Source organism: Nocardia aobensis NBRC 100429, from assembly GCF_000308375.1.
GTDB classification, from domain to species: Bacteria; Actinomycetota; Actinomycetes; order Mycobacteriales; family Mycobacteriaceae; genus Nocardia; species Nocardia aobensis.
Window position 1 is genome coordinate 1 of sequence record NZ_BAFQ01000203.1, and the last position, 25269, is coordinate 25269.

Sequence of the window (25269 nt, forward strand, 5' to 3'; positions counted from 1 at the left end):
ATATGATGGCGACAGACAAGGTGTGGCTGATCACGGGAGCCTCGTCCGGATTCGGATTCGCGCTGACTCGCGCGGTCGCGGCCGCCGGCGGCCGGGTCGCCGCGACGGCCCGCGATCCCGAGCGCGCGCGGGCCCTGCGGGAGTTGGCGGCCGAGCATCCCGAACGAATCCTGGTCGCCCCGCTGGACGTCACCGACGCCGAGCAGCCCCGGCAGGCGATCGCGCAGGCGAAGCAGGCCTTCGGACGGATCGATGTCGTGGTGAACAACGCCGGCTACGGGGTTTTCGGTGCGCTGGAGGAGATTCCGGACAGTGACGTGCGCGCCGTATTCGAGACCAATGTCTTCGGATCGCTCAACGTCGTGCGCGCCGCGCTGCCGGTGTTGCGCGAGCAGCGGAGCGGTCAGCTCGTACAGATCTCGTCGGTGGCCGGTGTCGCCGCGCCGTCGCCGGGGCTGGGCCTTTATGCCGCAACGAAATTCGCGGTCGAAGGGATGAACGAAGGATTGCTCCGGGAGGTCGCCCATCTCGGCATCGGTGTGACCATCGTCGAGCCCGGCATGTTCGGCACCGGTTTCGTTGCGTCACTGGGGATTACACCCACCGCCCATCCGGACTACGGCGACAGCGTCCGAGCGGCCTACGACCGTTTGTCCACCCTGGATCCCAGCGTGTACGGCGATCCGGACGAGGCCGCGCGGCAGATCGTCGCCGCGGTCGAATCCCCCACGCCCCCGCTGCGATTGCCGATCGGCCGGGACGCGATCGCCGCGATCCGCGCCAAACTGACGGGGGAACTCGCCGCCCTGGATGCATTGGACGGCGCCACGGCGAGCATCGGGTAGTTGCCGGGTCTCGGCACGTTGCGCGGGTCGAAATCCGGGGTGGCAGGCGCGCGGGAATGCCGCTAAGGTCGTTGCGTTCCACCGGCACGGTGCCGGTGGAGTTCTTCAACGGGGGTGGGCCGCATGGCATTCCGTAAATCGACGATTCAGAAACAGCTGGCCGAGAAGCTGGCCGAATTCGCTCCTCCGGGTGAGCAGATGCAGCTGGCCTTCCAGGCGATCACCGGCCCCAGCCCGTGGGTGGACGATCTGCCATACGTGCGGTTCGCGATGCTGTTCGTGCGCAAGTACTACTTCGTGGTGCTGACCAATACGTCGGTCGTCATCGTCGAGGCGAACAAGTGGACGGGCCGGCCCGCGAGCCTGGTCTGCGCCGAGCATTTCAGCACGGCCATGTTCACGGAGATGAAGATCAACCCGCTCTGGTCGAGGGTGTACTACCGCATGCCGCACACCGGAGCGCCCGAGCGCCTCAATGTGCATCGTCGCTGGCGCGAAGAGCTCGACGCGCTGGTGTCGCGACTCCCGCAGTTGGCGAGTCTGGCTGCCTGAGAGCAGGCGGGTCATCGCCGCCGCTTCCGCGAATCCGATTGCAGGGAAATGATCTTCGCGTCCTCGCTACCGGTCGTGTTTGCGCCCGAATCCGTCGCGGTACGTCCGTAGTCCCCGGGTCCCACTTCGCGCGTCCAGAACGGAACGACGTGCGGGTTGTGACTCGGGGCGATGGTCGTGACCACGTACTCCGCTTCACGCAGCGGATATGGTCCCCACACACCGCTCGGACACGCGCCTGCATGGATACCGCAGGAGGCAGCGGTGGTGACGATCGCCCAGTGCGAGAACAACTCTCGGTTGCGATGCTCTGTCATCACCTACTCCGCTCAGGCTCGTCGCGTACCACGCGGGCGGCGAGGTAGTGATCCCAGAATTCACGGCGGACCACATCCCACAAGTCCGCCAGATCCGGACGTAGTTCCCGCGCGGCGGCGAGATCCGTGCCCGGCGGGAAGAGTTCGTCGATGTCGCTGGATGTATTGCGTACGTTGATGATGTCGATGCCACCGCGTCCGTGCCGCCACGTCGCGCGCAGCCCGCGCACTTCGGTGATGCGGGTCGTCATCCGGCACCGCACCGATCCCGGCACCACCGCAACCCGAGTTCTTCGAGATCCAGGCGCTCCCTGATGTGCTGAACGCCTATCGGCAACGGAAGAGTATCGGATTGCCTGGCCGGCAACGGCATCCGACGCGGGCACGTTTCCGGGAGCCGCGAGCCGACCGCAACCCGAACCAGACAGATGGTGCCGAAGCACAACCCGATCGTCAGCATCAGGCTCATGTCACCGCATCCTCTGTGCTGCAACGCATTCCCGGACAGCGCTGAGTACATCTCCCGCAAGCGGTCGGTAGTCACCGACGGGCGCATCGTTCCACAATCGATACGCATCCGACTGCAGAGTTCCCGGAGCGGGAAGCGCGATCTCGGCGTTCACACCGGCGATGTCGACGTAGTGCCGAAACATCTCGGCGTGCAGCAACGGATCGGTCAGATCGGCATCGGCGGGAAGAGTGAGGAAGGTCCACCGCATCGAGCGCGGATGAGCGATGATCGGCCCGGCCGATCCGGACATGTCGACCAACCGCCCCCGCACCCGCGCCCCGAGCGCACTCGGCATCGACAAGGCGGCCAACGTCTTTCCCGCGCGCACGACCAGCCGCCCCGACCCCGGATGCACCTCGGCATCCAACCCGAACGCGCGCCGGTAGATCATCGCCCAGTTCTGCGGAGCACTCTCCGCACCTGCAGGCACATCGCTGAGCACATCATTCATCGCTCCCTCGATTCCGAATCGGTCGACGCGTTTCAGGCACGCTGTGACGCAGTCGTTTTGACTCGCCTGAGTTCGTTCCACCAACTGCCAGCGCAGTTACCTGGTTTCGGTCTTCTCGCTCGACGCGTCTGCTGTTGCCGAAACCCACTGCATCACTTCGGCTTCGGTTGTGGAACGTTCCGGATTAGGATTCAGCTAGTTCATCGGTCAAGTTCCAGGATGAGCATCTAGCTCGGGTTCCAAAATCTGCCCACAGGTTCCAGAGTGGGCACCGAGGTTCCAAAACGTCCCCAAGTCGTTACCGACCCTTCGGAGTACCCAAGATGGCAACTGGCTCTACACTTCCTCGCCGTTTGCTGGCACGGCAGCTCCGTGAGCTCCGCGCCGCCGCCGGAGTTTCAGCGGAGAACGCTCGCAACGAGATCGGCGTCAGTAAGCAAACGTTCTGGAGGATGGAAAATGGCCTACCGGTCAAGCTCAACCCGCTCTTCATTCGTCGGTTGTGCGAGATCTACAACGCCACCGCAGATCTCTCCAACGTGTTGCTGACACTCGCGGAAGAATGCAAAGCGAAAGGCTGGTGGCATGCCTTCAGTGACGCGTTGCCGAAGTCGTTCGGTTTGTACGTAGGGCTCGAAGATGCTGCACACCGCATCACGAGCTACCAGACCACCTTCATCCCGGGGCTGTTTCACACGGCCGAGTACCGACGAGAACTGATCTGGTCCGAGTACCCGAACATGCCGAGGGAGGACGTTGAGCGCGCCGTCGCGCTCGCAACGCAGCGACAGACACGTTTGACGAGTACCGACAATCCCCTGAGCATGGAGATTCTTCTGGACGAGTCGGCCTTGCGTCGCGAAACAGGTAATCGCAGTTTGATGTCCGACCAGCTGCGTCATCTCGCCGACGTCGCACAGCTGCCCAATGTCTCCATGCAAGTGGTTCCGTCTTCGGCAGGCACATATCGAGGTCTGTTCGTCGGACCGTTCGTGATGTTGGAGTTTCCGCCGCATCCCACGGCATACCTGACAGAACCGCCCGTCGTGTACGTCGAAGGCTTCGCCGGCGACCTTTATCTGGAGGCTCCGGAAGAGGTCAAGTTGTATCGTGGGGCGAGCGTGGACATCCTCCGTGTAGCGCTGGATGTCGCCGAGAGCCGGGCTCTCGTTCTGAAGATCGCAGAGGAGTATGCAGGGTGAAGGTCGACCTATCGGGAGCCCGCTGGTTCAAGAGCACCCGAAGCACGGGAACCAAGGAGTGCGTCGAGGTCGCCTTCCTCGACCACGGCATGGTCGGCGTCCGCGACAGCAAGAACCCCTCCGGCCCCGCATTGATCTTCACCCCCGGCGAATGGAATGCCTTCGTCGGCGGCGCGAGCAGCGGCGCATTCGACCGAGCGTGAGCGTGCTGCACCCACGATGCGTCAGGGCTCTGCGACCTCGACCAGTTGCTTGCCGAGATTGCGACCCTCGAAGACGGCGCGCAATGCGCTCGGCGCGGATTCCAGTCCCCTGCTGACGGTTTCGGCAATGGTTATCGCTCCCTGGGCCTGCCATTCGCGCAATGCCGTGAAGGCTTCCGGAAAACGGTCGAGGTAATCGAGGAAGATGAACCCCTCCATGCGCGCCCGGTCCAGCGCCAGCCTCATATAGTTCCGCGGCCCCAACGGCGGATCGGCACCCTCATAACCGGACGAGATCGCCCCGGCCAGGACGACACGTGCGTGAGGGGCCAGGTGCGCCAGACCGTATTCGAGAATTCGGCCGCCGACACCGTCGAAGAAGACGTCGACACCGTTGGGGGCGAGATCGGTCAGACGGGCATCGATATCGTCGTGCTTGTAGTCGAGGGCGGCATCCAGACCCGCGTGGTCCATGATCCAGGAGCACTTCTCCGGGCCACCAGCGATACCGATGACCTTGCAGCCCAATGCCTTTGCGATTTGCCCCGCGATGGACCCGGTGATACCGGCCGCCGCCGAAACCAGCACCGTCCGACCGGGCTCGGGACGGCCGATATCCGTCATACCGAAGTACGCGGTCAAGCCCGGCGGTCCGAACAGACTCAGCATCGATGTAGGGGGCACACCGTCGGGCACAAGGTTCAACCCGAACAACCCGCCCGCAGACCGAACGACGTAGTCCTGCCATCCCACCATCCCCGCGACCCAGCTACCCACCGGACAATCCGGGTCGTTCGAGCGAACCACCTGGCCGACACCACTGCCACGCATCACCGCGCCGATCGGCACGGCGTCGATATAGTTGTCGGACGCGTTGAGCCAGCCCCGCTGTGTGGGATCTATTCCCAGCCAATGCACCCGAATCAGGGCCTCTCCGGGCCCCGGCACCGGGACCGGCACATCCCTCAACTCGAAATCTTCGTCCCGCAGTGCCCCTACCGGCCGTCGCCGCAACACCCACTGCCTGTTCACCGCGTCCACCACCGGGCGATAGTAGATCGCCCGGCACCCGCCGCTCGACTCCTTTTCCGCCCGGGCGACAGCGCACGACATCCGGTTGCTGCGCGAGCGGTCGCAGTCGGTCTCGCCCGCCGCGGCTTGGCCATCGCCGATCGGCTTGCTACTGAAATCTGTTCGTCTACAACTTCTTTCGCGGCTCGGCGTGTTACGCCAATTGGGCGCATGGTCTACAACTGAACCCCTCCGGCTGTCATAGCCTCGAGGTAGCTTCGCGTCCATGCCCGCCAACCCGTCGAATCCGCACGACGCCTACTTCCGGCGCGTACTGAGCCGCCCAGCCGACGCCGCGTGCGAACTCCGCGCGGCGCTCCCGGCAGCCGTCACCGACCGGATCGATTGGGACACACTGCGTTTGCAGTCCGGCAGCTTCGTCTCCGCGGATCTGCGCTCCCGCTACAGCGACCTGCTCTACCGCACTCGCCTCGACGGCCATCCCGCCTACATCTACTTGCTGATCGAACACCAAAGCCGCAGCGACCATTTCATGGCCCTGCGCATCGTGGAGTACCTGGTCGGCATTTGGAATCAGCATCGTAGCCAGCACCCGGAGGCGCGCACCCTGCCCGCGGTGATCCCGCTGGTCGTGCACAGCAATCACACCGGCCGCCCATGGAAGGCCCCGACCGAAGTGGCCGATCTCATCGACCTCGACCCATCCGCCCGAGAAGCATTGCAGCCTCATCTGCCCCGGCTTCGGTTCCTGCTCGACGACGTGGCGGCACTGGACCTGCCCGCCCTGCTCCGACGGGATCTCACACCCGCCACCCGAGTGATGCTGGCCCTGCACAAAATGGCACCGAACAACATCGACCTCGGCACCGATATAATTTCACTGATCGACGACCTGCGTGCACTGCTGTTCGGCCCCGAGGGGAAGGCACAGTTCCAGGCCGTCATCGCCTACGTGATGACCGTCAGTGACATTTCGGAAGTTGATCTGCTCCCGTTGGTCGATCAGCTCGGACCGCCAGCCAAGGAGGCAATCGTGACCACTGCCGAACGGCTCCGCGCCGAAGGCGAAGCCCGCGGGGAAGCACGGGGTGAAGCACGCGGGCGTGCCGAAGCACTCATCGAGCTACTCACCCTCAAATTCGCTCCCCTACCCGCGGACGTCACCAAGACCGTCCACGCGGGCACTCCCGAGCAAGTACGCACCTGGACAGCGCGTGTCCTCACCGCGACCACACTGGACGAAATCTTCGCCTGAGCCCGCAGCCGCTCACCCCTACTGCGCGGGGCGGAGTTCCACGCAGCATTCGCCGGCGGTCGGCGCCAGCACCGCTTCGAGTGTCTCGGCTTTCAGGCCGGACAGCACTCCGCGTAGATAGGCGTGGTTGAGGCCGCAAACCAGGCCGGGGGCTTGGGTGGAGAGAGGGTGGAAGGGGCAGTTGCGCAGGCGTAGGCAGTTCAGCGGGTCGCGGCTGGGTTCGAAGCCCTGGTCGGACAGGATCGCCTGCACCACCGTGAGGGCGCGCTCGACGCCCAGGCGGCCGGGGCGTAAGCGCTCGCGGGCGTTGTGGCCCAGCGTGTTTCCGCGTTCGGCCGCGACTCGTTCGGCGGCGTCGCGGGCCGTTTCGCCGGTGCTCTCGGCCAGCACCGCATCCATCAGGATCGCGGCCAGCACTTCGTGGCGGCGTTCGGGGATGTTCACCCGCACCTCGGCGTCGGTGGGCTCGTACACCTTGGGAGCGCGGCCGACCCGGCGCAGGCCGCCGGTCTGTTCGTAGCGCGCCTGGAGGAGTCCGGCGGCGACGAGTTTGTCCAGATGGAAGGCAGCCAACTTGCGCGAGATACCGACCTGTTCGGCCGCTTCGTCACGAGTCACCGGCCGCCGGGCCGCGCGGATGAACCTGTACATGCCGCGCCGCAGTTCGTCGTCGAGCACCGCGACCGCACCGATCGCCGAATCGCTGGTCATCCGACCACAATAACGCCTAATCACATGGGTCGAAAGATCGATCACATCGATTCACGGGCGTTGTATTGACCACAGATACAGTTTCACCAATACTTATTGGCGAAACTGAACCTCTACCGAGGGAGGGTGGAGTCATGGCGGATGATGTGGTGGCCGGAGATTTGGAGCAGGCCAAACAACCCGTCAGTGCCGCACTGGCCGGGCCGTACGGGCATCCGTTCCACCCGATCCTGGTGACGGTGCCGATCGGGGCGTGGGTCGCGAGCCTCGTCTTCGACATCGGCTCCCACATCGTCGACGACCCGCAGTTCCTCGCCCGCGGGGCCGAATGGCTGGTGGCGATCGGCGTGCTCGGCGCCTTGGCCGCCGCCTCGATCGGCTTTCTGGATCTGTTCGCCATCCCGTCCGGCACGCCGGCGTTCCGCACCGGACTGACGCATATGAGCCTGAATCTGGTCATCACCGTCGCCTATGCACTGAACTTCTGGTGGCGGACCGCGGCCGGCACCGATCGCGCGACACCAGTCGGGCCCCTGGTCTTGTCGATCGCATCCCTGCTCGTGCTGGGCATATCCGGATATCTCGGCGGCAAACTCGCCTACCACTACGGCGTGCGAGTCGCCGGCGAAACCACGCAGGCCACCGGCTACCGCCGCTGACCTTCCCTTCTCATATTTCGGGAGTCACCATGGGCATCGCAGCTCTGATCCTCTGGCTGCTCACCGCCGGCGGAGGGTTCTTCCTGCTGGCCACCTGGATCGCCAAAGGCGGTGCACGACAACCCAGTTCGAGCCATCTGCCGCCGCCGGTGATCTTCGGGCACTTCCTGCTCGCCGCCGCCGGCCTCGTGGTGTGGATCATTTACCTGGTCATCGACAACGACGCCCTCGCGTGGGTCGGATTCGCCTTGCTCGTGCCCGTCGCGCTGCTCGGATTCGTCATGTTCTTCCGCTGGCTGCCGGTGTTCCGCGCCCGCACCGCGAACCAGGCCACCGACCACGCGGCGGCAAACCTGGCCGGGGCACACGAGGCCGCAGAGCCCGCCGAGCGGCATTTCCCCGTGGCGATCGTCGGTGGGCACGGCGTCCTGGCCGTCGCGACGCTCGTGCTCGTGCTGCTCACCGCTCTCGGCGTCGGTGGGAGCTAGCGTGTCCGTCCCCGCGTTACACGTCGTCCACGAGACCGGCGCCATCGACCTCGCGGTCGCCGAGGATGCCGCTCGGACCTTCCTCACCGCGTTGGGCGTCAGCCTCGACAGCGAACATCTGCAGGCCACGCCGGGCCGGATGGCGCGCGCCTACGCCGAACTGAGGGCTACGACGAACTGGTGCTGGCCCGCCGCATCCCGTTGCGCTCGGTCTGCGAACACCATCTGCTGCCGTTCGAGGTGACCGTCGTCGTGCCCGCGGCCTGAACTCCGCGCCCTGAGGCGAGCGTCAGCCGCCGGGTCGAGCACCCGCCACGGCGAATGCGACCGCCTCGGCCGCATTCGCCGCCCGGTGACTCCCCTCGACCGCTCCGCCCTCGGCATCGAGGATCTGCCAGCCACCGATCGACACCACCGGCACGTCCCCACGTCGATTGGCGAGCGCCAGCTCCGACAGCGTTCCCCAGGAACCGCCCACCACGATCACCGCGTCCGCCGACCGGACCAGAATCGCGTTCCGCGCCTCACCCATACCCGTGTACACGACGGCGGACAGGCCGTCACACACACCCGCGCGGTCGGTGTCCGGCCGGACTCCGATCACCAGGCCGCCTTCGGCCGACGCACCCTCGGCGACCGCCGCCATCACCCCGGTTCCGCCGCCGCACAACACGATCGCGCCGGCCCGGGCCAGCAGCCGCCCGACCTCCCGCGCGATATCGGCCTCGGCGTTCGTGCAGTCGCGCGGCCCGCAGACCGCGACCTGAACAGGGGGCATCTCGCACACTCCTCGGGCGTGGCCGATAGGTACTGCGGCAGCGGCGAAACCACCTACTGCCGCGGCGGGAACGGTGGCAGCAGCGGCGGAATGGTCGGCACCACGATCGGCGGCAGGCCCGGGACGACGATGGTCGGCGGCCCCGGCGTCGGGGGTGCGGTCGTGGTGGTCGGCGCCTGCCAGTTCGGAGTGGGCGCGGCGACCGAGGCATTGGTGGCATCGGTGGTCGGCGCTACCGAGGGGTCCGCGGAGGCGCGGGGCGGCGCGACAGGCACCGAAGTGGAGGCGGAGGTGTTGCTCTGGGAATCGCCGCGCAGAACCGATTGGCCCCAGCCGAGCCCGATCCCGAGCGCGGCGACGACGACCAGCGCACCGACCGCCACCCCGGCCACGCTCAACTCCCGGCGACGACCGGCACCGACAGCACCCACCTTGCCGCCGAGTGTGCTCGTGGCGCGCGCCTTGTTCCGCTTGCGCGCGCGTCGCAGCGCATCCTCGGACAACCACACCGGCGCCAATTGCACGGTGTCGTCGGCGGATCCGGGCCCGGGAGCCTGTGGAACCGGCGCGGGTGTGGCCACCTGGGCGGGACGGGCGAGCAGTGCCGCGCCGCGCACGATCACCGTCTCCGGATCGGCGGGCACCAGCACCGGCATCCCCATCCACCGCTCCAGAATGCGCGCGATCAGAGGAATCCGGGCGCAACCGCCGATCACGAAGACCGCCTGCACGGCCTGTTCGGAGCGCATCATCACATCGCGGGTCATGCGAGCCGAGGATTCGACCGCGAGCATGATCAGCGCTTCGAAGTTCTCCTGCGACAACAACACCAGGCCGTGCTCGGATGGCACCGCGACCGCCGTGGTACTCGACAACTGCTCCTTGGCCTGCCGGCATACGCCGTCCAGGGCCGCCAAACCCTGTGCGGTGGGGGGATGTTCGATCCGGCCGGAGGCGATCTGCTGTTCGCGGATCAGCGAATCCAGGTAGTCGCCGCTGATGTCGCTGGTGCGCTCGCTGTGGCTCACCTGGCCGGACTCGACGTCGATCACGCTGACCGAGAGGCCGGAACTGCCGAGGTCGTAGAGCGCGACCGTGCGATACCCCTGCAGTTCACCAGTGGCGCGCAGGAATTCCCGCGCCGCCGCGACCTCGGGCACGAGTTCGTAATTGGTGAGCTGGCGGCGCGCGAGGGCGCCCCGCAGCGTGCGCGCATGCTGTTCGTTGCGATAGGCCAGCGCGGTCGCGGCGATCTCGGGCGCGGAACCGAAGACGGCGCCGACGGTTTCGGCGGCCACATCGTCCATGGAGTGCTGCTCGCCGACCGGCATCGCCTGCACGTCGAAGGCGGTGGCGACGAATCGTTCGGCGGAGTTACCGGGATGTGGGATCGCGACGCGAATGGCGCCGGCCCCCACCGAAACTCCCAGTACCGAACTCATCTGCCGCCCATCTCGTTTCACGCTTCCCGACCGGTACGCCCCGGCCACCGCCCCCACCGGCCTGCGCTGGGCCGTGCGAGCGCCCCCAGGCCGCCGTGAACGGGCCCGATGCGCATGCCGCAGGGCGCCGCCACTCTACCTGGCTCCCGCCACACTACGACGTGCCGAGTCCCGCGTACACCCATCCCGCGGCGGTCCACGCGGCGCGCTCGAGACAGTTGCGTCCGTCGATGATGGAACGCCCGCGCACCACCGGCTCGAGGTCACGCGGCGAGAGTGCGGTGAACTCGTCCCATTCCGTGAGAACCAGCACGACATCCGCCCGATCACACGCCTCCGCCACCGAGGTCGCGTAGTTCAGCGTCGGAAAGACGCGACGGGAGTTCTCCAGCGCTTTCGGGTCGTAGACCGTGACCACCGCACCGTGCAGCTGGATCATTCCGGCCACGTTCAACGCGGGCGAATCGCGCACATCGTCGGATTCCGGTTTGAAGGCCGCGCCCAGCACCGCCACGTTGGCGCCCAGCAGCGAACCGCCGCACGCCTTGGCCGCCATATCGACCACCTTGGTGCGCCGGCGCATATTGATGTTGTCGACCTCACGCAGGAACGCGACCGCGTGATCGGCGCCGAGCTCCCCCGCCCGGGCCATGAACGCCCGGATGTCCTTGGGCAGACAGCCACCGCCGAAACCGAGCCCGGCGTTGAGGAACCGCCTGCCGATGCGGGCGTCGTGGCCCAGCGCGTCGGCCAGCATCGTGACATCGGCTCCGGTCGCCTCGCAGACCTCGGAGACGGCGTTGATGAACGAGATCTTGGTGGCCAGGAACGCGTTGGCCGACACCTTCACCAGTTCCGCGGTGGCCAGATCGGTGAGCAGGAACGGCACCTGCGCCGCGATCAGGTCGGCGTAGATCTCGCGCACCTGCGCTCGCACCCAGTCGGCGCGCTCGCGTTCGCCGTCGACACCGAGGACCAGCCGGTCGGGCCGCAGCGTGTCGCGCACCGCGAACCCCTCCCGCAGGAATTCCGGATTCCAGGCGACCTCGACGTCGGTGCGGGCGCGGGATCGCATCCGGCGGCCCAGTTCCGCGGCCGTGCCGACGGGCACCGTCGACTTGCCGATCAGCACCGACGGCCGCTCCAGCAGCGGCGCCAGCGAATCGGCCACGGCGTGGACATATTTCAGGTCCGCGCCGTATTCGCCCTTCTTCTGCGGGGTGCCGACGCCGAGGAAGTGGGCGTCGGCGTGCGCGGCCGCCTCCTCGTAGGAGGTGGTGAAGCGCAGTCGCCCGGCGTCGAGGTTGCGGCGCAGCACCGCTTCCAGGCCGGGTTCGTAGAACGGCACGACGCCGTCGGACAATTTGGCCACCTTGCCGGGGTCGATGTCCACCCCGAGCACCTCGTGACCGAGCTCGGCCATGCAGGCGGCATGGGTGGCTCCCAGATATCCCGTCCCGAATACCGTCAGACGCATAGTCGATTGATACGCGGCGGGTATGGCCGGTCCGCGTCCACGAGGCGAGGGCGCAGGCAACAGTGGGTGTACAGGGAGAAACCGCCGCCGATCAGCGCATTCGCCGACCACCTACCATCGCAGAGTGCGAAAACGGTGGTGGGTGCGCGGTGCGGTGGGGGTGGTGCTCGTGCTCGCCGTCGCGGTGGCGGCGCTGTGGCCGGTGTACGTGCGCCCGCGTACCGACGCGCCGCGCCCGGCCGATGCCATCCTGGTCCTCGGGGGCGCCCACGACGGCCGCGAGGAGCTGGCGCTGCGCCTGGCCCACGACGGTTACGCCCCGCAGGTGGTGTTCTCCGATCCCTACGACCACTCCCCGCTGATCAATCGAATCTGTCACGGCGGATACAGCTTCCGGGTGAGCTGCTTCGATCCCTCGCCGCGCACCACACGCGGCGAGGGACGCGAACTGGCCGCCCGCGCGGCACGGGAGAACTGGCGACGCGTGATCGTGGTGACCTTCACTCCGCACATCTCCCGCGCCCGGTATGTGCTCGGAAAGTGCTGGGGCGGTGAGGTTCTGCTCGTCGACGCGCGGCCGCACATCGGGCCGGCGCGGTGGGCCTACCAGTACCTGTATCAGTCCTCGGGATATGTCAAAGCCGCCTTCGAGGACTGCTGAACCGGCGGCCGTCGAGCCGGGCATCGGCTCCACGACCTTCCGGCTCGCTCACGGCCGATCCGACACCTCACCGGTCGGGTCCCGGAAACCCTTGTGCCGCACCACCTTCCGGAAGCACCGGCCCGGAATAGCCGGCGATGCGCACCCGCTCGTCCATGCGGTCGCGGATATGGCGAACGCGTTCGTCCACCGCGGTGCGCGGCGCGTACGCGGACACCGAGAGCGCGTACAGCGCCGCCGCGTCGCCGGACTCCGCCCGCCGTTCCTGCAGCGCCACACCGAGATCCGTACCGTAACCCAGGTCGACGGCCGCCCGGTCGGCCCGGTAGTCGATGCGACGCACGACCGGAACGAGAGCGCAGGCCGCCACCTCCGGAGCGATACGCAGCAGCAGCGCGGCCGGAAGCCCCACGATCACGGTGGTGGCCGCGATCGCCGGGCAGGCGACCAGCACCCGGCTGACCGCACTCCATCCGATACCGAAGATCCGGGCCGCCGGCGGAGTCATCCGCCGCGTCAGCCACGCTCCGACCGCCGCGGGGCCCGACAGCAACACCCGCTCCAGCCACACCAGCGGCAGATTGAAGTACCGGAACACGAACTGGCACAACGACACCCGTCCCTCGGACCGATACCCGAGCTCCCGGGCGAGTACCGCTTCGAGTTCCCGCGGGGGCGCACCGAGTACGGCCGACGGGACCGCGATCATCCGCCGGGGCAGCAACAGTTCACGCTCGCTCTCCCGGATCCACAGCGAATGCGAGGAGGAGGCGATGCCGGATCGGCGGGCCACCCGCTCCCACGCCGTCATCAGCGCGTGCCGCTCGCCGGAAGTGGGCGCGCGCACCCCGAAACGCGCCGACAACCACCGCCGCTCGGCGCCCAGGAAGCACACCACCGCGACGAGAACACACACCACCAACCACGCGATGGCGAGAATGCCGAGGGTGCCGAAACCCATCGCCAAACCGAGCCCGTAGAGCACCACCGTGAGGATCGCCGCGGTGGGTGCGGCGGCCAGTACCAGCGCCGCCCAGGAGCGGATCCGGTCGGTCGCGGAGGGCCGGATGGCCGCGCCCGCGCCGGGGTCGTTCGCCTTCGCTGTCGAGTCAAAGGTCATGCACCACGGTAAAGGGAGAGCACAAAGCCGCACGTCGCGGGGCGTTACACGGCGGTAACCGAGCGGCAAACCGGACACCACATCGGGCCTGCACCCTCGAAAGGCCGCGCCGAGCGCGGGAACGATGAGGAGTAGATCGTGGTTGATGTGCAAACCCGTCCGGCGACCGCTGCCGCCGCGACGAAGGAAACCCTCGAGGACTACACGCTGCGTTTCGCGCCCCGCAGCTATCGCAAATGGAGTCCGGCAGTGGTCGGCGTCTCCGCATTGGGCGGCATCGCCTATCTCGCGGATTTCTCCATCGGCGCCAACATCGGCATCGCGAACGGCACCGGAAATGCGTTGCTGGGCATCGGCATCTTCGCGATCATCATCATGATCACCGGATTTCCGCTGGCCTACTATGCCGCTCGCTACAACATCGATCTGGATCTGATCACCCGCGGAAGTGGATTCGGTTACTACGGTTCGGTGATCACCAACCTGGTGTTCGCCTCGTTCACCTTCATCTTCTTCGCCACCGAGGGTTCGATCATGGCGCAGGGCCTCAATCTGGGCCTGCACATCCCGCTGTGGCTGGGTTATCTGCTCTCCACGGTGCTGATCTTCCCGCTGGTCGTCTACGGCATGAATACGCTGGCGAAACTGCAGGTCTGGACGACGCCGCTGTGGCTGCTGCTGATGGTGTTACCGTTCGCGTTCCTGCTGATCCGCCACCCCGAATCGATCGACTCGTTCTTCGCCTACGGCGGTAAGGACGGTGCGGGCGTGAGCCTTTCCGGTGCGCTGCTGGCCGCCGGTGTCTGTCTGTCACTGATCGCCCAGATCGCCGAGCAGATCGACTATCTGCGGTTCATGCCGCCGAAAACCCCGGAGAACGCCCGCAAGTGGTGGGGCTGGATGCTGCTGGCCGGGCCGGGCTGGGTGATCTTCGGCGCCGTCAAACAGGTCGTCGGCCTGTTCCTCGCGGTCTATCTCATCGCGAATCTGCCGGGAGCACAGGACATCGCGAATCAGCCGGTGCATCAGTTCCTGGAGATCTACCGCGATATGGTTCCGTCCTGGCTGGCGATGACGCTCGCGGTGGTGCTGGTGGTCATCTCACAGATCAAAATCAATGTGACCAACGCCTATTCGGGTTCGCTGGCGTGGACCAACTCGTTCACCCGCGTCACCAAGACCTATCCGGGCCGGCTGGTATTCCTCGGGGTGAATCTGGCGATCGCGCTGATCCTGATGGAAGCCAATATGTTCGACTTCCTCAACGACATCCTCGGCTTCTACGCCAACTGCGGTATCGCCTGGATCGTCACCGTCGCAACGGATATCGCGGTCAACAAGTATCTGCTGAAGCTCTCGCCCAAACAGCCCGAATTCCGGCGCGGCATGCTCTACAACTTCAATCCCGTCGGCCTGGTCGGTTTCGGATTGTCGGCGGTGCTGTCGATCATGACCTTCTTCGGCGTCTTCGGTGCCGCGTTGAAACCGTATTCGCCGATCGTCGCCGTCGTGATCGCCTTCGTCGCGACCCCGCTCACCGCGGTTCTCACCCGGGGTAAGTACTACCTGCGCCGCGGCGACGACGGAATCGAACTGGACATGTTCGACGAACACGGCAACCCCTCCGGCGAGACCCTCACCTGCCACGTCACCGGAATGGACTTCGAACGGCCCGACATGATCGCCTCCGCGGTCCCCGGGCCGGAGGGCGAAATCCAATACATCAGCTCACTGGCCCTGTCGACGGACAAATCAGGCGCGCACGTGCTGCCGCCGAGCTAACCGGATGCCGACGTAGTAAACGTATCGTGCAAACCTCGGCGGTTTTTGCGGTTTTCTCGCATTGACGTCGAGGTTTGCACGAAAAGTTCAGGTCCCACTCCAACCACGCTTCCAGCAAAGGTGCTGTTCAGGACTCCGCGGGCTCCGGAATCGAATCGTGCGGCAGCGGAAAGTTCATATACGCGCGCGAGGGCGTGGGCCCCCGCTGGCCCTGATATTTCGAGCCGGCCGCCGCACTACCGTACGGGTGTTCCGACGGACTGCTCAGGCGGAACAGGCACAGCTGGCCGATCTTCATACCCGGCCACAGCGTGATCGGCAGATTCGCCACATTCGACAACTCCAGCGTGATGTGACCGCTGAAACCCGGGTCGATGAATCCCGCCGTGGAATGGGTGAGCAGGCCGAGCCGCCCGAGGCTCGACTTACCCTCCAGGCGTCCGGCCAGATCATCGGGCAGGGTGCAGACCTCGAGCGTCGAACCCAGGACGAATTCGCCCGGATGCAGGACGAACGGCTCACCCTGGTCGGGTTCGACCAAGGTGGTCAGTTCGTCCTGGCGTTGCGCGGGATCGATATGGGTGTAGCGAGTGTTGTTGAACACCCGGAACATTCGATCCAGCCGCACATCGATACTCGACGGCTGAACCAATTTCTCGTCGAACGGTTCCAGCCCGAGCCGCCCGGCGGCCAGCTCGGCACGAATGTCGCGATCGGAAAGCAGCACGGCGGTCAGCCTAGTAACCCGTGTTCGCGGGCTCGCAGCCGCACAGCGAGCCGGCGCGAAATCCGTCCCATCCGCGGTGGCGGGCAGCGCGAATTCCGTCCCGTCACCAACGAGCTGTGCGACCGCGGGGTCGTCCGGAGGAAAGCGATGAACCGATGAAAAGTATGCAGCGCGCTGTCGTCACCGCGGCGCTCGTGTCGGCCGCCCTGCTGGGAGTGTCGGCCTGTTCTTCCGACGACAACTCCGGTTCGGGATCGCCGTCGTCCATGACGAGCGGTATCGCGATGACCAGCACCGTGATGTCGCCGACCGGTTCGGCCGCCGATGCCATGGCCGGCCTGGTCGGTCCCGGCTGCAAGGCCTATGCCGAGCAGGTGCCCTCGGGCTCGGGCTCGGTCGAGGGGATGGCACAGGATCCGGTGGCAACCGCCGCCTCGCACAATCCGATGCTGACCACACTCACCGCAGCCGTGTCCGGGAAGCTGAACCCGCAGGTCAACCTGGTCGATACGTTGAACGGCGGCCAGTTCACCGTCTTCGCGCCCACCGATGACGCGTTCGCGAAACTGCCGCCGGCCACGATCGACAGCCTGAAGACCGATAGCGCCACGCTCACCGAGATCCTCACCTACCACGTGGTGCCGGGGCAGATCGCACCCGACGCCATCGCCGGTGAGCACAAGACGGTCGAGGGCGGCACGGTGAAGGTGACGCGCTCCGGCGACATGATCAAGGTCGGCGACGCGTCGGTGGTCTGTGGTGGCGTGAAAACCGCGAACGCGACGGTGTACCTGATCGACACCGTGCTGATGCCGCCGGCCTGATCACTTTCGAGCCGGCGTCGGCGCAGGTCGCGGGGTTGTGAGAACTTTTCCGCCGGTCGCGCCCATCCGGCACGCCGGGCATGTCGAAACTCTTCCTATGCATGCAGGAACGCACTCATGACCGGCGATCCGGAGTTCACCTCGATCCGCCTGGCCGACACCGACGAGGCCCCGTCGTGTCCGCCGGGCGGCGGCGAGCGAGCGGAGGCGCAGCGTGAGCTCGCGACTCTGCTCGCGGCCGCCGCCACCGGCAACCGGGACGCGTTCACGCGGTTCTACCGCGCGACCAGCGCGCGGGTGTTCGGGCTGGCATTGCGCATCCTGCGCAACCACAGCGCCGCCGAGGAGGTCACCCAGGAGGTCTACCTGCAGGCGTGGACGGCCGCCGAACGCTACGACGCCGCACTGGCCAGCCCCATCGGCTGGTTGATGATGCTCACGCACCGGCGCGCCGTGGACCGGGTGCGCACCGAGCAATCGGCGACGGTTCGTGATCGTGTCTTCGGCCACGCCCATCTGGGACGCGAGCACGACGTCGTCGCGGAGACCGTCGGTCAGCGACTGGAGGAGCAGGCGGTGCTGCTCTGCCTGGACACCCTCACGGCCACCCAGCGAGAAGCGGTCGCCCTGGCCTACTACAGCGGGCGCACGTATCGAGAGGTCGCCGAACATCTCGACGCGCCACTCCCCACCGTCAAGAGCCGTATCCGGGATGCGCTGAAGCGGCTCCAGAACTGCCTTTCAGGGGTTGCCTCCCATGCCTGACACATCCGAACACGAACTGCTCGACCTGGCCTATCCGTACGCCCTGGACGCCGTCGGCGATTCCGAGCGCGACGAGATCGAACAGCGCGTCGCCACCGCCGGTCCCGAGACGAGCCGGGCCTTCACGGTGGTGGTTCGCGGCGTCCGCGAGACGATGGGCGCGTTGTCGGTCCTCGATGCGAAAGAGCCTGCGCCGGAACTGGAAGCGCGCATACTCGCCGCACTCGACCGGGCGCGGCCCGCCGATCCGTCCGCCGCGGCTCCGCTCACCCGGCCGTCCAGGAGGCCTCGGCTACGGTGGCTGGCCGCGGCGGCCGCGGTAGTGGTGGCGGCGGGAGTCGGCGGCGGGATCGTCGCCCAGCAACACGCCGGACGGACCGCGAATCCGCCGATGGCGGAACAGATCATGCGACAGCCGGATGCGCACACCGCGAGCGCGCCGCTGAGCACCGGCGGCATGCTGACGGTGCACGCGTCCACCGGAATGGGCGCGGCCACAGTCGCTTTCGACAGCGTGCCGCCCGCGCCGCAGGGCCATGTGTACCAGCTGTGGGTGGTACCGCCCACCGGCGCGCCGCGCTCGGCCGGAGTGATGGACTCGATGCCGAGTTCGTCCGCGCCGATGGTCGCGACCTACTCCGGCGGCGACGCGCTGGCCGTCACCGTGGAACCCGCGGGTGGCTCCCCGGCTCCGACGACGACTCCGATCGGCACCATGCCGATGAGCTGACGAACGGTGCCGTCCGCGCGGTCCGGCGTCACGAATTCCTCACCCCACCTGGGAATCGAGGAGATCATGATCGATACGGCTACGCGCGGGCCCACCGCGCACCGCGGCACGCTCGGATTCGCCGCCGCCGCGCTCGCCGGGGTTCTGGCCGGTGCGACGGTGCTGGGAATCGGCGAATTCGTGGGCGCGATCCTGGATCCACGCTCCTCGCCGTTCTTCGCCACCGGGGCGACGGTCGTCGATCACACGCCGCAGCACCTGCGCGAGGAGGCGATCCGGCGCTTCGGCAGTCACGACAAGGATGTGCTGTTCGCCGCCATGGGCGCGGCGATGGCGGCGCTTTCCGCACTGTGCGGTGTGCTCGAACGTCGCCGGCGCATCGGCAGCGCGGTATTCGCCGTGCTGGGTATCGCGATCGCCGTGGCGGCACTGCGTCGCCCGGATGCGCAGTGGTGGTTCGCGGTTCCGACCGAGGCCGGTGTGGTGGCGGGGCTGATCACGTTGCGGCTACTGCTCCCACACGGACGGCGCCGCGGCGAGGTCCGGGACCGCAGTCGGGGCGGTGTGCCGAATCGTGTCCGGCTATCGGACCACGGTGACGCCGAGGACCAGCGTGAGGCGCCGGAGCGGCGTGGGGTCGGTGCGCGCGCGGAATCACTTGGCAGCGCACGGATTTCGGTAGACGCCGATCCTTCCGATGCGATTCGAGTGGAGCGCCGGCGTTTCCTGGCGATGGCGGCAGGGGTCGGCGCGATCGCGGTCGGCGCCGCGGCGGCCGGACGATTCGTCGCACAGCGGCTGCGGGACGTGGCCGCGGACCGAGCGAGATTCGTTGTGCCGAAGCCTGTTTCGGAGGCCGCACCGATCAGCCCGGTGATGTCGCCCCTGTTCCCGGGGCTGACCCCGTTCGTTACACCCGGCAGCGACTTCTATCGGGTCGATACGGCGCTACAGGTGCCGGCGTTCAGCAGTGCCGAGTGGCGTCTGCGCATCCACGGAATGGTCGACCGCACAGTCGAATTCACGATGGACGACTTGCGTCGGCGGCCCATGATCGCGCGCATGATCACCCTCACCTGCGTATCCAACGAAGTGGGGGGCACTCTCGCGGGCAATGCGGTGTGGACCGGATACCGGCTGGCCGATCTGCTCCACGAGGCGGGCGTGCACCCCGACGCCGATATGGTGTTGTCCCGCAGCGCCGACGGATTCACCGCCGGGACGCCGATCCAGGCGATGACCGACGGGCGCGACGCCCTGCTCGCCGTCGGCATGAACGGCGCGCCGCTGCCCCTCGAACACGGCTACCCCGCGCGGCTCGTGGTGCCCGGCCTCTACGGTTACGTCTCCGCCACCAAATGGGTGGTCGACCTCGAGGTGACCCGATTCGATCGCGCACAGGCGTATTGGACGGCGAGGGGGTGGGCCGGACAGGCGCAACTCCCCCGACACCTGGCGGCAATGGACCTACCGGTGGCAGGCCACCCCGGGCGCCCACACCCTGCGCGTCCGCGCCACCGACACCAGCGGAACCACCCAGCCCGCTCAGCGCCGTCCACCGATGCCGGACGGCGCGACAGGGTGGCATTCCCGCACGGTCAGCGTGCGTTGAGCGGGCGCGCCGATTCGCGGTCGTCCTCGCGCGACGCCCCCACATACGCCCGCCACAGCGCCGCGTAGGTCCCGTCCGCCCGCAGCAGCTCCGCGTGCGGGCCGACCTCCGCCAACCGGCCGCCCACCATCACCGCGACGATGTCGGAGTCCGCCGCGGTCGCCAGCCGATGCGCCACCACGATCGTGGTGCGGCCCGCGGTGAGCACGTCGATGGCCGCGCGCACCCGGGCCTCGGTGGCGAGGTCGAGGGATGCGGTGGCCTCGTCGAGGATGAGGATGTCGGGTTCGACGAGTTGAGCTCGGGCGAGGGCGAGCAGTTGGCGCTGCCCGGAGGACAACAGCCTGCCCTGCGGTCCGATCGGGTGGTGGTAGCCGTGGTCGAGTCCGGCGATCATCTCGTGGGCGCCGACCGCCCGGGCCGCCCATTCGATCTCGGCCGGATCGGCGTCCGGTTTCCCGTAGGCGATGGCGTCGCGCACGGTATCGCCGAACAGGTACGGCTCCTGCGGCACCACGCCGAGCCGTTTGCGGTAGTCCTCGAGCCGGAACTCGCGAATATCGGTGCCGTCCACCAGAATTCGCCCGTCGCTCGGGTCGTAGTAGCGGGCCAGGAGTTTGACCAGCGTGGACTTTCCGGCCCCGGTCTCGCCCACCAGCGCGACCCGCTGCCCGGGTTCGATACGCAGCGTCACGTCGTGCAGGACGGCGGCGTCCTCGGGCCGGTACCGGAAGCCCACATCCCGGACCTCGATCGCACCGTCGACGCGGTGCACCGCCTGCGGCCGCGCCGCCTGCGGGGTGGCGACCTCGACCGCGAACAACCGGCCGAGCCGATCGACACCCACCACCGCCTGCTGATAACTGTCGAACACCTGCGACAGCTGCTGAATCGGGGCGAACAGCAGATCGATGTAGAGCAGGAACGCGATGAGCGTCCCGGCGCTCAGCTCCGCACCGCGCACCTGATGCACACCCACGGTGAGGACGGCGGCCGTCGCCACCACCGACAGGAATTCGATGAACGGGAAGAACACCGCCATCAGGGTCTGGCTGCGCAGCCGGGCGTCGCGGTACTCCCACGACAGCCGGTCGAATCTGGCCTGGTTCCGCGCCTCGCGGCGATAGGCCTGCGTGACCTTGATGTTGTCGACATTCTCCTGCAGATAGGCGTTGACCGCGCTGACCTTGTCCCGCGCCGTGTTGTAGGCGGGCACCGACAGCCGTCGGAACCACACCGTGGACGCGATGAGGATCGGCATCAGCGCCAGCACCACCACGGCCAGCCGGGCGTCGATCACCAGCAGTGCGATCACCACGCCGCCGATGGTCAGCGAGGAGGTCAGCGCCGTCGACAGTCCGGTCTGCAGGAAGGTGGACAGACCGTCGACATCGGTGGTCATGCGGGTCATGATCCGGCCGCCGAGTTCGCGTTCGTAGTACTGCAGGCCGAGCCGTTGCAGCTGGGCGAACGTCTTCACCCGAAGGCCGAACAGCAGCCGTTCCCCGGCTCGCCCGGTCACCCGCACCTGCGCGACGCTGATCGCCCAGTCGACGAGTACCACCGCGGCCGCGAGCGCCGCCGCGCCGAGCAGGACATCCCGCGCGCCGACCAGGACTCCCCGGTCGATGCCGTAGCGCACCAGGACCGGGATCAGAATCTGCGCGATCGCGTCCAGTGCGACCAGGCCCAGGCCGGCCAGCAGCGGACCGGCGAACGGCCGCAGCAACCGGCGCAATCCGAACTCGGGATCGGCTGTGCGGGTGAATGTTTCGGGCACCTTCGGCTCACCGGTCACCGGTGGCAGCGCGTCGATGAGGGCCTGCACGTCACCGCTGGGCGGTGCGGAGGTCATCATGCCGCCGCCGCGCCCGAAACCGCCCGCCCCGGCCGCATGGTGGGAGAACGCCCGCGCCATCTGCTCCAGGGTGCGGCTCTCGTCGCCGTACTCGGCGGGTTCGGCCCACAGGATCTCGGTCGGCACACCGTCGGTCGTACCGCGCAGTGCCGCACCGATTTCCGCGACATCGGGTGGCGTGAACAGCGTCGCGAACAGGGCTCCGGATTCCTGGAGCTCGGCCAGGGTGCCCGATTCCGCGACCCGGCCGCCGTCCAGGATCACCACCCGGTCCGCCAGGGCAAGCGTTGAAACACGGTGCGCTACGACAACTGTCGTGCGCCGCTGCACCTCGGCGGCGATGCGTTCGAAGATGGTCTGCTCCACCTTCGCATCGATAGCCGACGTCGCATCGTCGAGCACCAGTACGGGGGCGTCGGTGATCAGCGCTCGCGCCAGCGCGAGCCGTTGTCGTTGGCCGCCGGAAAGGCGTTGTCCTCGTTCGCCGATCGACGTATCGAGCTGTTCGGGCAGCCGCCGGACGAAGTCGTCGGCCGCGGCCAGATACAGAGCGTGCCAGACCTGATCGTCGGTGGCCTCCGGACGGCCGTAGGCCACATTCGCCCGGATGGTGTCGGCCATCAGATGCGTGTCCTCGAAGACGATGGCCACCCGGCCGCGGAGATCCGGCACCTCGCGCACATCCACGCCGTCGATCCGCACCACCCCGGCATCCGGATCGATCAGTCGCGGCAGCAGTGCGGTCAGTGTCGATTTCCCGGATCCGGCGCCGCCCGCCAACGCCACCGTCGACCCGGCGGGGATGGTCAGGTCCAGGTGGTCGAGTACCGCGGTGTCGCCGATCCGCACGCTCACGCCGGACAGGTCGATCCGCGGCGGCGCGACGGCCGCGGCGAGCGGGTGAACCGCGGCCGCCTCCCGCCCCGGGCCCGCATCGATGACCTCGCGCACCCGATCCAGCGACGCCTTGCCCTGCTGGCTCACCGTGAGCAGTGTCGAGAACTGCCGTACCGGACTGACGAACGACCCGAGATACGTCATGAACGCCAGGAACGTGCCCAGGCTGATGCTCTGGTGGAGGGCCAGCAGACCGCCCACCACCAGGATGAACACCTGGCCCAGGGCCGGCAGGGCCGCCATCGCGGGAGTGAACCGGCTGGTGATCCGCACCACGCGCAGCCGTGACCGGAACAGGTCACGGGCGCGCTGCTCCAGTTCACCGGTCTCCCGGCGCTCCTGCCCGAACCCCTTGACGACGCGGACACCGGCGACCGCGGACTCCACCCGCATCGCCACCTCCGCCGCCTGGGCCTGTGCATCCCAGTTGGCGGGGAACAGTTCTCGCTGCGAGCGCCGGGTGACGAACCACAGTGCCGGCAGCAGCACCAGCGCGATGCCCGCCAGCGGCAACGACATCGTCGCCATCAGCACCAGCGCCGCCACCAGCAGCGCCGCATTGCCGGTGACGATCGGAATCAGTTGCAGGAACATCTGAATCAGCGTGATGTCGCTGATCGCGCGGCTCACCACCTGTCCGGTGGACACCGCCATCTGCTCGCGGCCGGGCATCCGCACCAGCGCGGCGAACAGATCCGACCGCAGATCGAACTGGACGCCCAGCGACAGCGTGGACGAGCACACCCTGCGCAGCATCGACAGCCCGAACCGGAGCACACCGATGACGATCAGGACGGTGACGGCGGCGGCCGGCGGTACCCGGGAATCACCCAGCGTATCGACGACATGGCGCACCACCAGGGGTAGTGCCGCGGTCAGCGCGGCACTACCGAGGGCGCCTGCGGCCGCACCCGCGACGGCACGCGGATGCGACAGACATCGATGCAGCAGATATCGCACCCAGCCCTGATCGGCAGCCGAATCCGTCCGGCTCACTGAGCGATCGCCGCATCGGCGGCCGCGCTGAACCGGTTCTCCGGACGCGCCAATCCGTAGTGCCCGCGCAAGGTGGTCGCCTCGTATTCGGTCCGGAACAGGCCGCGCTCCTGCAGGATCGGCACCACCTCGTCCACGAACCTCTCCAGCCCGGAGGGCAGGGCGGCCGGCATCACGTTGAATCCGTCGGCGGCGCCGTCGGTGAACCATTCCTGGATGGTGTCGGCGACCTGTTCCGCGGTGCCCGCGAAGGTCCGGTGCCCGCGACCACCGCCGAGGCGCGCGATCAGCTGGCGCACCGTGAGTCGTTCGCGGCGAGCGAGGTTGACGATCAGCGTGAACCGGCTCTTCGCCCCCTGGATCTCGTCCTCGGTCGGCAGATCCGCGGGCAGTTCGCTGTCCAGATCCAGCGCGTCCACCGGCAGCTTGAACCGCTCCGCGAGGGTGCGGCGCTGATATTCCGGCTGGATGAGGCGGGTCAGCTCGTCGTCGAGTTCCCGTGCGTGCGCTTCGGTGTCGCCGATCACCGGGACGATGCCCGGCAGGATCTTGACGGTGCCGGGGTCACGTCCGAGCCGACGCGCCCGCTCCTTCAGATCGGCGTAGAACTGCTTGCCGTCCTCGAGGGTCTGCTGCGCGGTGAAGACCGCCTCGGCGTAGCGGGCGGCGAACCCCTTACCGTCCTCCGACGAACCAGCCTGCACCAGAACGGGATACCCCTGCGGCGACCGCGGCACATTGAGCGGTCCCGCCACCCGGAAGAACTCGCCGATATGGTTGATCTCGCGCACCTTGTCCGGGTCGGAGTGGATGCCGAGTTCCTTGTCGCCGATGAAGGCGTCGTCGTCCCAGCTGTCCCAGAGTTTGGTCGCCACGTCGACGAATTCGGCGGCCTTCTCGTAGCGCAGCCGATGATCGGGAACGTCGTCGAGGCCGAAGTTGCGGGCCGCGTCGGCACCGGCGGTGGTGACGATATTCCAGCCCACCCGGCCGCCGGACACCCAGTCCACCGAGGCGAAGCGCCGCGCCAGGTTGTAGGGGTCGTTGTAGCTGGTCGACGCCGTGGCGATGAGGCCGATGCGGCGGGTGCGCAAAGCGATCGCGGTCAGCAGAATCGTCGGCTCCAGCTTGCCGACCGGCCGGCGGCCGGGATCACCCTGCAACACCGGCGAATCCGCGAAGAAGATCGAGTCGAACAGGCCCCGCTCGGCCGTTTCCGCCAGATGGATGTAGTGCTCGATATCCAAGTGCGCCAACGGGTCCGATTCCGGCAGCCGCCACGACGCCTCGTGGTGGCCGGTCGACATCAGGAATGCGTTCAGATGCAGAGTTCTGCTCATCGGTGGTCGAAAGTCTTTCCGGTAGTGGATGATC

The 25269-nt window shown here is 67.5% G+C and carries 24 protein-coding genes and 1 pseudogene; 14 read left to right on the forward strand and 11 right to left on the reverse strand.

What is annotated here, in order from left to right:
* A partial coding sequence (locus RJ03_RS25800) for an SDR family NAD(P)-dependent oxidoreductase (protein ID WP_086007313.1) occupies positions 1 to 845 on the forward strand: 845 nt, incomplete at its 5' end.
* A 123-nt stretch (positions 846 to 968) separates the two neighbouring features.
* Positions 969 to 1397, forward strand: coding sequence for a hypothetical protein (locus RJ03_RS25805; protein ID WP_036506653.1), 429 nt, complete (start codon positions 969 to 971; stop codon positions 1395 to 1397).
* Between the two features lie 316 nt (positions 1398 to 1713).
* Here RJ03_RS25805 and RJ03_RS25815 read toward each other — a convergent pair whose 3' ends face one another.
* Positions 1714 to 1965 (reverse strand): hypothetical protein, encoded by a 252-nt coding sequence (locus tag RJ03_RS25815; protein WP_036506659.1) that lies wholly within the window; start codon positions 1963 to 1965, stop codon positions 1714 to 1716.
* A gap of 219 nt (positions 1966 to 2184) precedes the next feature.
* Complete coding sequence (locus RJ03_RS25825) at positions 2185 to 2676, reverse strand: hypothetical protein (RefSeq protein ID WP_051025257.1); 492 nt, start codon at positions 2674 to 2676, stop codon at positions 2185 to 2187.
* Positions 2677 to 3029: 353 nt separating this feature from the next.
* On the opposite strand from RJ03_RS25825, the gene RJ03_RS25830 reads away from it, so the two are divergent.
* Positions 3030 to 3878 (forward strand): helix-turn-helix domain-containing protein, encoded by an 849-nt coding sequence (locus RJ03_RS25830; protein ID WP_245552386.1) that lies wholly within the window; start codon positions 3030 to 3032, stop codon positions 3876 to 3878.
* Positions 3875 to 4081 (forward strand): DUF397 domain-containing protein, encoded by a 207-nt coding sequence (locus RJ03_RS25835; protein ID WP_036506666.1) that lies wholly within the window; start codon positions 3875 to 3877, stop codon positions 4079 to 4081. The genes RJ03_RS25830 and RJ03_RS25835 overlap by 4 nt, the downstream gene beginning before the upstream one ends.
* A 21-nt stretch (positions 4082 to 4102) precedes the next feature.
* Here the strand turns inward: RJ03_RS25835 and RJ03_RS25840 are convergent, their stop codons facing one another.
* Positions 4103 to 5380 carry an NADP-dependent oxidoreductase gene (locus RJ03_RS25840; RefSeq protein WP_245552387.1) on the reverse strand — a complete coding sequence of 426 codons (1278 nt, stop codon included), beginning with the start codon at positions 5378 to 5380 and terminating at the stop codon, positions 4103 to 4105.
* Between RJ03_RS25840 and RJ03_RS25845 the strand changes: the two genes are divergently transcribed.
* Entirely contained in the window at positions 5379 to 6368 is a 990-nt protein-coding gene (locus RJ03_RS25845) for an Rpn family recombination-promoting nuclease/putative transposase (protein ID WP_036506670.1), read from the forward strand. The genes RJ03_RS25840 and RJ03_RS25845 overlap by 2 nt on opposite strands.
* A gap of 18 nt (positions 6369 to 6386) precedes the next feature.
* Here RJ03_RS25845 and RJ03_RS25850 read toward each other — a convergent pair whose 3' ends face one another.
* Positions 6387 to 7079: a helix-turn-helix transcriptional regulator gene (locus tag RJ03_RS25850; RefSeq protein WP_036506672.1), complete on the reverse strand. Its 693-nt coding sequence runs from the start codon at positions 7077 to 7079 to the stop codon at positions 6387 to 6389.
* A gap of 134 nt (positions 7080 to 7213) precedes the next feature.
* On the opposite strand from RJ03_RS25850, the gene RJ03_RS25855 reads away from it, so the two are divergent.
* The 3 genes and pseudogenes from RJ03_RS25855 to RJ03_RS37340 all read left to right on the forward strand — a co-directional run.
* On the forward strand, positions 7214 to 7738 hold the full coding sequence (locus tag RJ03_RS25855; RefSeq protein WP_036506675.1) for a DUF2231 domain-containing protein: 525 nt from the start codon (positions 7214 to 7216) through the stop codon (positions 7736 to 7738).
* A 29-nt stretch (positions 7739 to 7767) separates the two neighbouring features.
* Positions 7768 to 8226 carry a hypothetical protein gene (locus RJ03_RS25860; RefSeq protein WP_036506677.1) on the forward strand — a complete coding sequence of 153 codons (459 nt, stop codon included), beginning with the start codon at positions 7768 to 7770 and terminating at the stop codon, positions 8224 to 8226.
* Positions 8227 to 8361: 135 nt separating this feature from the next.
* Positions 8362 to 8493, forward strand: a pseudogene (locus RJ03_RS37340) (GTP cyclohydrolase I); the annotation flags it as partial.
* Between the two features lie 22 nt (positions 8494 to 8515).
* Here RJ03_RS37340 and RJ03_RS25865 read toward each other — a convergent pair.
* From RJ03_RS25865 to RJ03_RS25875, 3 genes are all read right to left on the reverse strand, one after another.
* Positions 8516 to 9004: a TIGR00725 family protein gene (locus RJ03_RS25865; protein ID WP_036506680.1), complete on the reverse strand. Its 489-nt coding sequence runs from the start codon at positions 9002 to 9004 to the stop codon at positions 8516 to 8518.
* A gap of 53 nt (positions 9005 to 9057) precedes the next feature.
* Positions 9058 to 10446 (reverse strand): DUF7159 family protein, encoded by a 1389-nt coding sequence (locus RJ03_RS25870; RefSeq protein ID WP_036506683.1) that lies wholly within the window; start codon positions 10444 to 10446, stop codon positions 9058 to 9060.
* A 154-nt stretch (positions 10447 to 10600) separates the two neighbouring features.
* Positions 10601 to 11923 (reverse strand): UDP-glucose dehydrogenase family protein, encoded by a 1323-nt coding sequence (locus RJ03_RS25875; protein ID WP_036506686.1) that lies wholly within the window; start codon positions 11921 to 11923, stop codon positions 10601 to 10603.
* 124 nt (positions 11924 to 12047) lie between these two features.
* Here RJ03_RS25875 and RJ03_RS25880 point away from each other — a divergent pair, with 124 nt between their 5' ends.
* Complete coding sequence (locus RJ03_RS25880) at positions 12048 to 12584, forward strand: YdcF family protein (protein WP_036506689.1); 537 nt, start codon at positions 12048 to 12050, stop codon at positions 12582 to 12584.
* Between the two features lie 67 nt (positions 12585 to 12651).
* Here RJ03_RS25880 and RJ03_RS35205 read toward each other — a convergent pair whose 3' ends face one another.
* Positions 12652 to 13704 carry a M48 family metalloprotease gene (locus RJ03_RS35205; RefSeq protein WP_051025258.1) on the reverse strand — a complete coding sequence of 351 codons (1053 nt, stop codon included), beginning with the start codon at positions 13702 to 13704 and terminating at the stop codon, positions 12652 to 12654.
* A 138-nt stretch (positions 13705 to 13842) separates the two neighbouring features.
* On the opposite strand from RJ03_RS35205, the gene RJ03_RS25890 reads away from it, so the two are divergent.
* A complete protein-coding gene (locus tag RJ03_RS25890; RefSeq protein ID WP_232329246.1) occupies positions 13843 to 15486 on the forward strand; it encodes a purine-cytosine permease family protein in 1644 nt (547 codons plus the stop codon).
* Between the two features lie 127 nt (positions 15487 to 15613).
* On the opposite strand, the gene dcd is transcribed toward RJ03_RS25890, so the two are convergent.
* On the reverse strand, positions 15614 to 16213 hold the full coding sequence (gene dcd / locus RJ03_RS25895) for a dCTP deaminase (protein ID WP_036506695.1): 600 nt from the start codon (positions 16211 to 16213) through the stop codon (positions 15614 to 15616).
* A gap of 155 nt (positions 16214 to 16368) precedes the next feature.
* On the opposite strand from dcd, the gene RJ03_RS25900 reads away from it, so the two are divergent.
* From RJ03_RS25900 to RJ03_RS25915, 4 genes are all read left to right on the forward strand, one after another.
* Complete coding sequence (locus tag RJ03_RS25900; RefSeq protein WP_036506698.1) at positions 16369 to 17037, forward strand: fasciclin domain-containing protein; 669 nt, start codon at positions 16369 to 16371, stop codon at positions 17035 to 17037.
* Positions 17038 to 17154: 117 nt separating this feature from the next.
* On the forward strand, positions 17155 to 17802 hold the full coding sequence (sigK, locus tag RJ03_RS25905) for an ECF RNA polymerase sigma factor SigK (RefSeq protein ID WP_036506701.1): 648 nt from the start codon (positions 17155 to 17157) through the stop codon (positions 17800 to 17802).
* A complete protein-coding gene (locus RJ03_RS25910; RefSeq protein ID WP_036506702.1) occupies positions 17795 to 18532 on the forward strand; it encodes an anti-sigma factor in 738 nt (245 codons plus the stop codon). Before sigK ends, RJ03_RS25910 begins: the two co-directional genes overlap by 8 nt.
* Positions 18533 to 18598: 66 nt before the next feature.
* Positions 18599 to 20212 (forward strand): molybdopterin-dependent oxidoreductase, encoded by a 1614-nt coding sequence (locus RJ03_RS25915; protein ID WP_373281724.1) that lies wholly within the window; start codon positions 18599 to 18601, stop codon positions 20210 to 20212.
* On the opposite strand, the gene RJ03_RS25920 is transcribed toward RJ03_RS25915, so the two are convergent.
* Positions 20131 to 23895: an ABC transporter ATP-binding protein gene (locus RJ03_RS25920; protein WP_036506704.1), complete on the reverse strand. Its 3765-nt coding sequence runs from the start codon at positions 23893 to 23895 to the stop codon at positions 20131 to 20133. The two genes, RJ03_RS25915 and RJ03_RS25920, sit on opposite strands and share 82 nt — an antisense overlap.
* Positions 23892 to 25235 (reverse strand): LLM class flavin-dependent oxidoreductase, encoded by a 1344-nt coding sequence (locus RJ03_RS25925; protein WP_036506706.1) that lies wholly within the window; start codon positions 25233 to 25235, stop codon positions 23892 to 23894. The genes RJ03_RS25920 and RJ03_RS25925 overlap by 4 nt, the downstream gene beginning before the upstream one ends.
* Between the last annotated feature and the right edge of the window lie 34 nt (positions 25236 to 25269).

What these genes read in the sequence shown, in the direction of transcription:
- RJ03_RS25805 (WP_036506653.1), top strand. Translation starts at nt 969, where the DNA reads ATGGCATTCCGTAAATCGACGATTCAGAAACAGCTGGCCGAGAAGCTG.
- RJ03_RS25815 (WP_036506659.1), bottom strand. Translation starts at nt 1,965, where the DNA reads ATGACGACCCGCATCACCGAAGTGCGCGGGCTGCGCGCGACGTGGCGG.
- RJ03_RS25825 (WP_051025257.1), bottom strand. Translation starts at nt 2,676, where the DNA reads ATGAATGATGTGCTCAGCGATGTGCCTGCAGGTGCGGAGAGTGCTCCG.
- RJ03_RS25845 (WP_036506670.1), top strand. Translation starts at nt 5,379, where the DNA reads ATGCCCGCCAACCCGTCGAATCCGCACGACGCCTACTTCCGGCGCGTA.
- RJ03_RS25840 (WP_245552387.1), bottom strand. Translation starts at nt 5,380, where the DNA reads ATGGACGCGAAGCTACCTCGAGGCTATGACAGCCGGAGGGGTTCAGTT.
- RJ03_RS25850 (WP_036506672.1), bottom strand. Translation starts at nt 7,079, where the DNA reads ATGACCAGCGATTCGGCGATCGGTGCGGTCGCGGTGCTCGACGACGAA.
- RJ03_RS25855 (WP_036506675.1), top strand. Translation starts at nt 7,214, where the DNA reads ATGGCGGATGATGTGGTGGCCGGAGATTTGGAGCAGGCCAAACAACCC.
- RJ03_RS25860 (WP_036506677.1), top strand. Translation starts at nt 7,768, where the DNA reads ATGGGCATCGCAGCTCTGATCCTCTGGCTGCTCACCGCCGGCGGAGGG.
- RJ03_RS25865 (WP_036506680.1), bottom strand. Translation starts at nt 9,004, where the DNA reads ATGCCCCCTGTTCAGGTCGCGGTCTGCGGGCCGCGCGACTGCACGAAC.
- RJ03_RS25870 (WP_036506683.1), bottom strand. Translation starts at nt 10,446, where the DNA reads ATGAGTTCGGTACTGGGAGTTTCGGTGGGGGCCGGCGCCATTCGCGTC.
- RJ03_RS25875 (WP_036506686.1), bottom strand. Translation starts at nt 11,923, where the DNA reads ATGCGTCTGACGGTATTCGGGACGGGATATCTGGGAGCCACCCATGCC.
- RJ03_RS35205 (WP_051025258.1), bottom strand. Translation starts at nt 13,704, where the DNA reads ATGACCTTTGACTCGACAGCGAAGGCGAACGACCCCGGCGCGGGCGCG.
- RJ03_RS25900 (WP_036506698.1), top strand. Translation starts at nt 16,369, where the DNA reads ATGAAAAGTATGCAGCGCGCTGTCGTCACCGCGGCGCTCGTGTCGGCC.
- sigK (WP_036506701.1), top strand. Translation starts at nt 17,155, where the DNA reads ATGACCGGCGATCCGGAGTTCACCTCGATCCGCCTGGCCGACACCGAC.
- RJ03_RS25910 (WP_036506702.1), top strand. Translation starts at nt 17,795, where the DNA reads ATGCCTGACACATCCGAACACGAACTGCTCGACCTGGCCTATCCGTAC.
- RJ03_RS25915 (WP_373281724.1), top strand. Translation starts at nt 18,599, where the DNA reads ATGATCGATACGGCTACGCGCGGGCCCACCGCGCACCGCGGCACGCTC.
- RJ03_RS25925 (WP_036506706.1), bottom strand. Translation starts at nt 25,235, where the DNA reads ATGAGCAGAACTCTGCATCTGAACGCATTCCTGATGTCGACCGGCCAC.